Raw genomic sequence first — 6,000 nt, 5'->3', positions numbered from 1 at the left:
ACCCTCCCCCCGGTGGGGGGAGGGAACATACAACGTGCGCGGCATCGATGGAGAGCCTCTCAGCATGAGCTACATCACGGGCGTCGGCCTTCTTCGTTACGGCAAGCATGAAGGCTCATCGACCATCGACCTGATGTCCCGCGCCGCCGAGCTCGCGCTCGCTGACGCGGGCCTCAAGCGCGCCGATATCGATGGCTTCCTGTGCGGCTATTCCACGACCATGCCGCATATCATGCTAGCCACCGTGTTCGCCGAACACTTTGGCATCACCCCGTCCTACGCCCATGCGATCCAGGTCGGAGGCGCCACCGGCATGGCGATGGCGATGCTCGCGCATCAGCTCGTGGAGGGCGGTGTCGCCAGGAATGTCCTCGTCGTCGGCGGTGAGAACCGGCTCACGGGTCAGAGTCGCGATGCCTCGATCCAGGCGCTGGCGCAGGTCGGCCATCCCACCTATGAAGTGCCGCTTGGGCCGACCATCCCGGCCTATTACGGCCTCGTCGCCAATCGCTACATGCACGAATATGGCGTGACGCAGGAAGACCTCGCCGAATTCGCGGTGTTGATGCGCAAGCATGCGCTGACCCATCCCGGCGCGCAGTTTCACGATCCCATCACGGTCGCCGATGTGATGGCGTCGAAGACCATCGCGACGCCGCTCAAGCTGCTCGATTGCTGTCCGGTGTCCGACGGCGGCGCGGCTTTCGTGGTCAGCTACGAGCCGACATCCGATCAAAAAATCCGCGTGCGCGGCGCCGCACAGGCGCATACGCATCAGCACATCACCGCTGCGCCTCCACTCTCCGGCCTCGGCGCCGAGCTCGCGATTGCACGCGCGAAGCAGGCAACCGGCATCGCCATCTCCGATGTCCGCTATGCGGCGGTCTATGACAGCTTCACCATCACGCTGGCGATGCTGCTGGAAGATCTCGGCCTTGCCGGCCGCGGCGAGGCTGCCGCAAAGGTCCGCGATGGCCATTTCGGCCAGCACGGCGCGATGCCGCTCAACACCCATGGCGGGTTGCTCTCCTACGGCCATTGCGGCGTCGGTGGTGCCATGGCGCATCTGGTCGAGACGCATCTGCAGATGACCGGCCGGGCCAAGAACCGTCAGGTCAAGGATGCTTCGGTCGCGCTGCTGCATGGCGATGGCGGCGTGTTGTCCTCGCATGTCTCGATGTTCCTGGAGCGCGTGTCATGAGCAGTCTCAAACCCGCTGCCGACTGGACCATGGGCACGGAAGACATCAGCTTCCAGTCCTGTCGCGCCTGCAATGCGATCCAGTATTTCCGCCGCAGTTTTTGCGCCGCCTGTGGTTCGACCGATCTCGATGATAACGTGTCGAGCGGCGAGGGCACCGTCTATGCGACGTCGCTAGTTCTCCGCGCGGGCACGCCGGAAGCGCGCGAGCATGTGCCGTACAATATCGTGCTGATCGACACCGCCGAGGGTTTTCGCATGATGGCCCACGGCGCCAATGATCTCGTTATCGGCGACAAGGTGAAGGCGCGGTATGCGCAATTCACCGGTCGCATCGTTCCGTTCTTCGAAAAGTCTTCGTAAGCCAAAAGCGCGGGGCCGTAGGATGGGTTGAGCGTAGCGAAAACCCATCATTCCGTCGATTGCCGCAAGCTCCGCCGATGGGTTATCGCTCCGGCGCTGCCGCGCCTTCGCTCAACCCATCCTACGGGCCTAACCTTGGCGATCGCGCGGCCCCGCCCAGTTGATGATGGTCGCAGCGAGTGCTTCGACCGCGGGCGGCGGGTGGTCCGGCGTGATCACTGCGAACTGAATATCGGGCAGTTTTGGCAAGCCGTCGCGCGACGACAGGATCGTCAAACCCGGAGGCATCAAGCGCACGGAATGCGGCAACAGGCCGATACCGGCACGTGCAGCCGCAGTCAGGCCGGACACATTGGCGCTGGTGAAGGCAATGCGCCACCGCCGTCCCGCCGCTTCGAGAGTCTCCAGCACGCCGACGCGCGTGATGCTTGGCGGTGGATAGAGGATTAGCGGCAGGGGAACGTCGGGATCGAGCCTGAATTCGGGATGTGCCATCCATTCGATCGGTTCTTTCCAGGCAATCCTGCCGCGACTGTCACCGGCACGCTGCTTCACCAGCGCCAGATCGAGGCGGCCCGCATCGAACGAGGTGCGCAGATCCTCGCTCAAGCCGGAATGCAGTTCGATATCGAGTTCGGGATGACGACGCGCGAAAGCGGCGAGCACGTTCGGCAGCGCCGACAACACAAAGTCTTCCGATGCGCCGAAGCGTAACCGGCCACGGAGTGGTGCCGCCGACAGATGCTGCTCAAGATGAGCGTAGCGCTCCAGAATGGAGCGGGCGTGATCGAGCAGAATGTCGCCATCCGGTGTCAGCGCGACCCTGTGGGTGCTGCGGTCGAACAGGCGACGGCCGGTCTGCTCTTCGAGACGGCGAATGTGCTGGCTGACGGTGGATTGCTGCAGGCCCAGCATGCGGGCCGCACCGGTGAAGCTGCCGGCATCGGTCACCGCCACGAAGGTCTGCAGGAGATCGACGGGTACGTAATCCATGATCATCACAATACATGATGACTGATATCGTTGTTATGGGGATTTTGTATCAAGGCGGATGATTTTAGATCTGGACCATCAAACGAAGGTCCATCGCCATGACTTCCTCTTCACTCCGCCATATCAAACTACCGATCGATGCATTTCTGGTGTGTTTGATGGCCACGGTTGCACTGGCTGCCGTTTTTCCTACGCGCGGGGAGGCCGCTGCCTATGTCGATCACGCCGTGACCGCGGCGGTGGCGCTCCTGTTCCTGCTTTATGGTGCACGCTTGTCGCCGACGGCGGTGAAGGAGGGGCTGCTGCACTGGCGGTTGCAGTCCATGGTGTTCTCCAGCACCTATCTGCTGTTTCCGCTGGTCGGCGTCGTCGCGAGTCTGGCGCTGCGTCCGTATCTGCCGGCCGATCTCGTGACCGGCATTCTCTTTATGTGCCTGTTGCCCTCAACCGTGCAGTCGTCGATTGCCTTCACCTCGATCGCGCGGGGCAATGTGCCGGCGGCGCTATGCAGTGCATCGGTGTCCAATCTGCTCGGCGTCGCGCTCACGCCGGTTCTGGTGTCGCTGCTGCTCTCATCGGCTGGCGGAGGTTTTTCGCTGGTCGCGTTCGAGGAGATCGCGGCGCAGATCGTGGCACCTTTTGTCGTCGGCCAGCTGATCCGGCCGTGGGTCGGTGCATGGTTGCTGCGCCATGCGCGTCTCACCTCAACTGTTGATCGCGGCTCGGTTCTGCTGATTGTATATGCCGCATTCAGCGCCGGCATGGTCGAGGGCATCTGGGGGCAGCTGTCTGTCGGCAGTCTTGCCGCAGTTCTTGCCACCGATCTGGCGGTGCTGGCACTGGTGATCGTCACCACGATGCTGGCCAGCCGCTGGATGGGTTTCTCGACCGAGGACGAGATTGCCATCGTTTTTTGCGGCTCGAAGAAGAGCATGGCGAGCGGCATTCCGATGGCTGCGATCCTGTTTCCCGGTCACGCGCTGGGCTTGATCGTGCTGCCGATCATGCTGTTTCATCAGGCGCAGCTGTTCGTCTGCGCGATCCTGGCGCGGCGCTATGCGAAGCGCCGGGATGAGGATGGCATCGCGGAAGAGGGCGCGATGCTATCGACGTGAGTGCTTTGTTTTAACCCTCCCTCAAGCCGCAAAGCGGCGCAGTGGGGAGGGTCGGCCGAAGGCCGGGGTGGAGGCCCCACGTGACGTAGAGCTTGTGGAGACGCCCCACCCGCCTCGAACGCTACGCGTTCGATCCACCCTCCCCACGGTGCGGCTGCGCCGCTTGCGGGAGGGACAAGCAAGCGATCAGAACGTCACAACGCCACGGATCGATTCACCCGACTTCATCAGATCAAATCCCTTATTGATATCGCTGAGCGGCATCACATGGGTGATCATCGGGTCGATCTGGATCTTGCCCTGCATGTACCAGTCGACGATCTTCGGCACATCGGTGCGGCCGCGCGCGCCGCCGAACGCCGTGCCCTTCCACACGCGGCCCGTCACCAGCTGGAACGGCCGCGTGGCGATCTCCGCACCCGACGGCGCCACGCCGATCACGATCGACTGGCCCCAGCCGCGATGGCAGGATTCGAGCGCCTGCCGCATCACGGTGACATTGCCCGTGCAGTCAAAGGTGTAATCGGCGCCGCCGATCTGGTCGGCACCCTGCTTGGTCATGTCGATGAGGTGAGGGACCAGGTCCTTACCGAGTTCCTTCGGATTGACGAAATGCGTCATGCCGAAGCGCTCGCCCCAGGCCTTGCGGTCATTGTTGATGTCGACGCCGATGATCATGTCGGCGCCGGCAAGGCGCAGGCCCTGCAGCACGTTGAGGCCGATGCCGCCGAGACCGAACACGATGGCCTTGGCGCCTTGCTCGACCTTCGCAGTGTTGAACACCGCGCCGACGCCGGTGGTGACGCCGCAGCCGATGTAACAGACCTTGTCGAACGGCGCGTCCTCACGGATTTTCGCCACCGCGATCTCCGGCAGCACCGTGTAATTGGCGAAGGTCGAGGTGCCCATATAGTGGTGCACCGGCTTGCCCTCGAGCGAGAAGCGCGAGGTGCCGTCGGGCATCATGCCCTGGCCCTGGGTCGAGCGGATCGCGGTGCAGAGATTGGTTTTGCGCGACAGGCACGACGGGCACTGGCGGCACTCCGGTGTGTAGAGCGGAATGACATGGTCGCCGGGCTTCACCGAGGTGACGCCGCGGCCGACCTCGCGCACGATGCCCGCGCCTTCATGGCCGAGGATGGCGGGGAAGAGACCTTCGGGATCGGCACCCGACAGCGTGAACTCGTCAGTGTGGCAGATGCCGGTGGCCTTGATCTCCACCAGCACCTCGCCATCGCGCGGGCCATCGAGCTGGACGGTGGTGATCTCAAGCGGCTTGCCGGCGGCAATGGCGACAGCGGCGCGAACATCCATGGCGAATTCCTTATGTGGTCAAACAAGTATCTGTCTTGTGATCGCAGCCGGGCTGGCCCGCGCAATCAGCCATTGCCGCTTAGCACATGATGGGGCACTGAGCAGCCCATGAATAAAGAGACAAATGCCCTCATGGCCGCGGCCACGCCCGTGCTGTTCGTGCTGCTCTGGAGCACCGGCTTCATCGGCACAAAATATGTCCTCAACGGCGCCGAGCCGCTGACCTATCTGACGGTGCGGATGATCGTGGCGGCATCGATCATGGGCGTCATCGTCCTGCTCACGCGGCCGGCCTGGCCGGATCGCGCCGGCATCGGCCACAATATCGTCGCCGGCCTTCTGGTGCAGGGGCTCTATCTTGCCGGCACGGTGCTGGCGATCGCGCATCAGGTGCCGGTCGGCCTGTCGGCGATCATCCCCGGCCTGCAGCCGATCCTCACCTCGATCCTGGCCAGCCGCTTTCTCGGCGAGCGCGTGACGCCGCTGCAATGGGGCGGGCTCGTGCTGGGTCTCGGCGGCGTGCTGCTGGTGCTGCATGGCCGTCCGATGTCGGGCAATGCCGGCTGGGGCTGGGCCGCATCGGGGCTCTCATTGGTCACCATCACCATCGGTACGCTCTATCAGAAGCGCTTCTGCGGCGGCACCGATTGGCGGGCCGGGAGCTTCATCCAGCAATCCGCTGCCATGGTGATGCTCGGCATCGGCGCGTTCCTGTTCGAGACGCGGGTGATCCACTGGACCACGGAATTCGTGCTGTCGGTGGCGTGGCTGGCGATCGTGCTGTCGATCGGCACCGTCGGATTGCTGTACTGGCTGCTGCGCCGTCAGGCCTCGAGCCAGGTGGCGAGCCTGTTCTCTCTGGTGCCGGCAGTGACCGCTCTGATGGCCTACGTGCTGTTCGGCGAGAAGCTGGATGCGGTGGCGATCGTGGGCATGGTGGCCTGTGGCGCAGCGGTGCTGCTGGTCAATCGCGCGAAGGCCTAGCTGTCGTCCCCGCGAAGGCGGGGACCCATAC

Annotated in this window: 6 protein-coding genes; 4 read left to right on the top strand and 2 right to left on the bottom strand. The window is 63.7% G+C overall.

Translation table 11 applies throughout. The features are described from left to right. Positions 1-64: 64 nt before the first annotated feature. Both ACIQ2A_RS02555 and ACIQ2A_RS02550 read left to right on the top strand, forming a co-directional pair. Positions 65-1,201 (top strand): thiolase family protein, encoded by a 1,137-nt coding sequence (locus ACIQ2A_RS02555; RefSeq protein ID WP_398475408.1) that lies wholly within the window; start codon positions 65-67, stop codon positions 1,199-1,201. Beyond that, on the top strand, positions 1,198-1,563 hold the full coding sequence (locus ACIQ2A_RS02550; protein WP_398475406.1) for a Zn-ribbon domain-containing OB-fold protein: 366 nt from the start codon (positions 1,198-1,200) through the stop codon (positions 1,561-1,563). The genes ACIQ2A_RS02555 and ACIQ2A_RS02550 overlap by 4 nt, the downstream gene beginning before the upstream one ends. A gap of 129 nt (positions 1,564-1,692) precedes the next feature. Here ACIQ2A_RS02550 and ACIQ2A_RS02545 read toward each other — a convergent pair whose 3' ends face one another. Continuing rightward, on the bottom strand, positions 1,693-2,556 hold the full coding sequence (locus ACIQ2A_RS02545) for a LysR family transcriptional regulator (protein WP_398475404.1): 864 nt from the start codon (positions 2,554-2,556) through the stop codon (positions 1,693-1,695). Positions 2,557-2,654: 98 nt separating this feature from the next. On the opposite strand from ACIQ2A_RS02545, the gene ACIQ2A_RS02540 reads away from it, so the two are divergent. Continuing rightward, positions 2,655-3,671 carry a bile acid:sodium symporter family protein gene (locus ACIQ2A_RS02540; protein WP_398475402.1) on the top strand — a complete coding sequence of 339 codons (1,017 nt, stop codon included), beginning with the start codon at positions 2,655-2,657 and terminating at the stop codon, positions 3,669-3,671. Positions 3,672-3,857: 186 nt separating this feature from the next. Here the strand turns inward: ACIQ2A_RS02540 and ACIQ2A_RS02535 are convergent, their stop codons facing one another. Continuing rightward, positions 3,858-4,985 carry an S-(hydroxymethyl)glutathione dehydrogenase/class III alcohol dehydrogenase gene (locus tag ACIQ2A_RS02535; protein WP_398475400.1) on the bottom strand — a complete coding sequence of 376 codons (1,128 nt, stop codon included), beginning with the start codon at positions 4,983-4,985 and terminating at the stop codon, positions 3,858-3,860. A 108-nt stretch (positions 4,986-5,093) separates the two neighbouring features. Here ACIQ2A_RS02535 and ACIQ2A_RS02530 point away from each other — a divergent pair, with 108 nt between their 5' ends. Then, entirely contained in the window at positions 5,094-5,969 is an 876-nt protein-coding gene (locus ACIQ2A_RS02530) for a DMT family transporter (RefSeq protein WP_398475398.1), read from the top strand. Positions 5,970-6,000: the final 31 nt, after the last annotated feature.

The organism is Tardiphaga sp. (genome assembly GCF_044336785.1).
Taxonomy (GTDB): domain Bacteria; phylum Pseudomonadota; class Alphaproteobacteria; order Rhizobiales; family Xanthobacteraceae; genus Tardiphaga.
Note: the sequence above shows the minus strand (reverse complement) of the source record. Positions and strands in the feature narration are given on the sequence as shown.

What these genes read in the sequence shown, in the direction of transcription:
- ACIQ2A_RS02555 (WP_398475408.1), top strand. Translation starts at nt 65, where the DNA reads ATGAGCTACATCACGGGCGTCGGCCTTCTTCGTTACGGCAAGCATGAA.
- ACIQ2A_RS02550 (WP_398475406.1), top strand. Translation starts at nt 1,198, where the DNA reads ATGAGCAGTCTCAAACCCGCTGCCGACTGGACCATGGGCACGGAAGAC.
- ACIQ2A_RS02545 (WP_398475404.1), bottom strand. Translation starts at nt 2,556, where the DNA reads ATGGATTACGTACCCGTCGATCTCCTGCAGACCTTCGTGGCGGTGACC.
- ACIQ2A_RS02540 (WP_398475402.1), top strand. Translation starts at nt 2,655, where the DNA reads ATGACTTCCTCTTCACTCCGCCATATCAAACTACCGATCGATGCATTT.
- ACIQ2A_RS02535 (WP_398475400.1), bottom strand. Translation starts at nt 4,985, where the DNA reads ATGGATGTTCGCGCCGCTGTCGCCATTGCCGCCGGCAAGCCGCTTGAG.
- ACIQ2A_RS02530 (WP_398475398.1), top strand. Translation starts at nt 5,094, where the DNA reads ATGAATAAAGAGACAAATGCCCTCATGGCCGCGGCCACGCCCGTGCTG.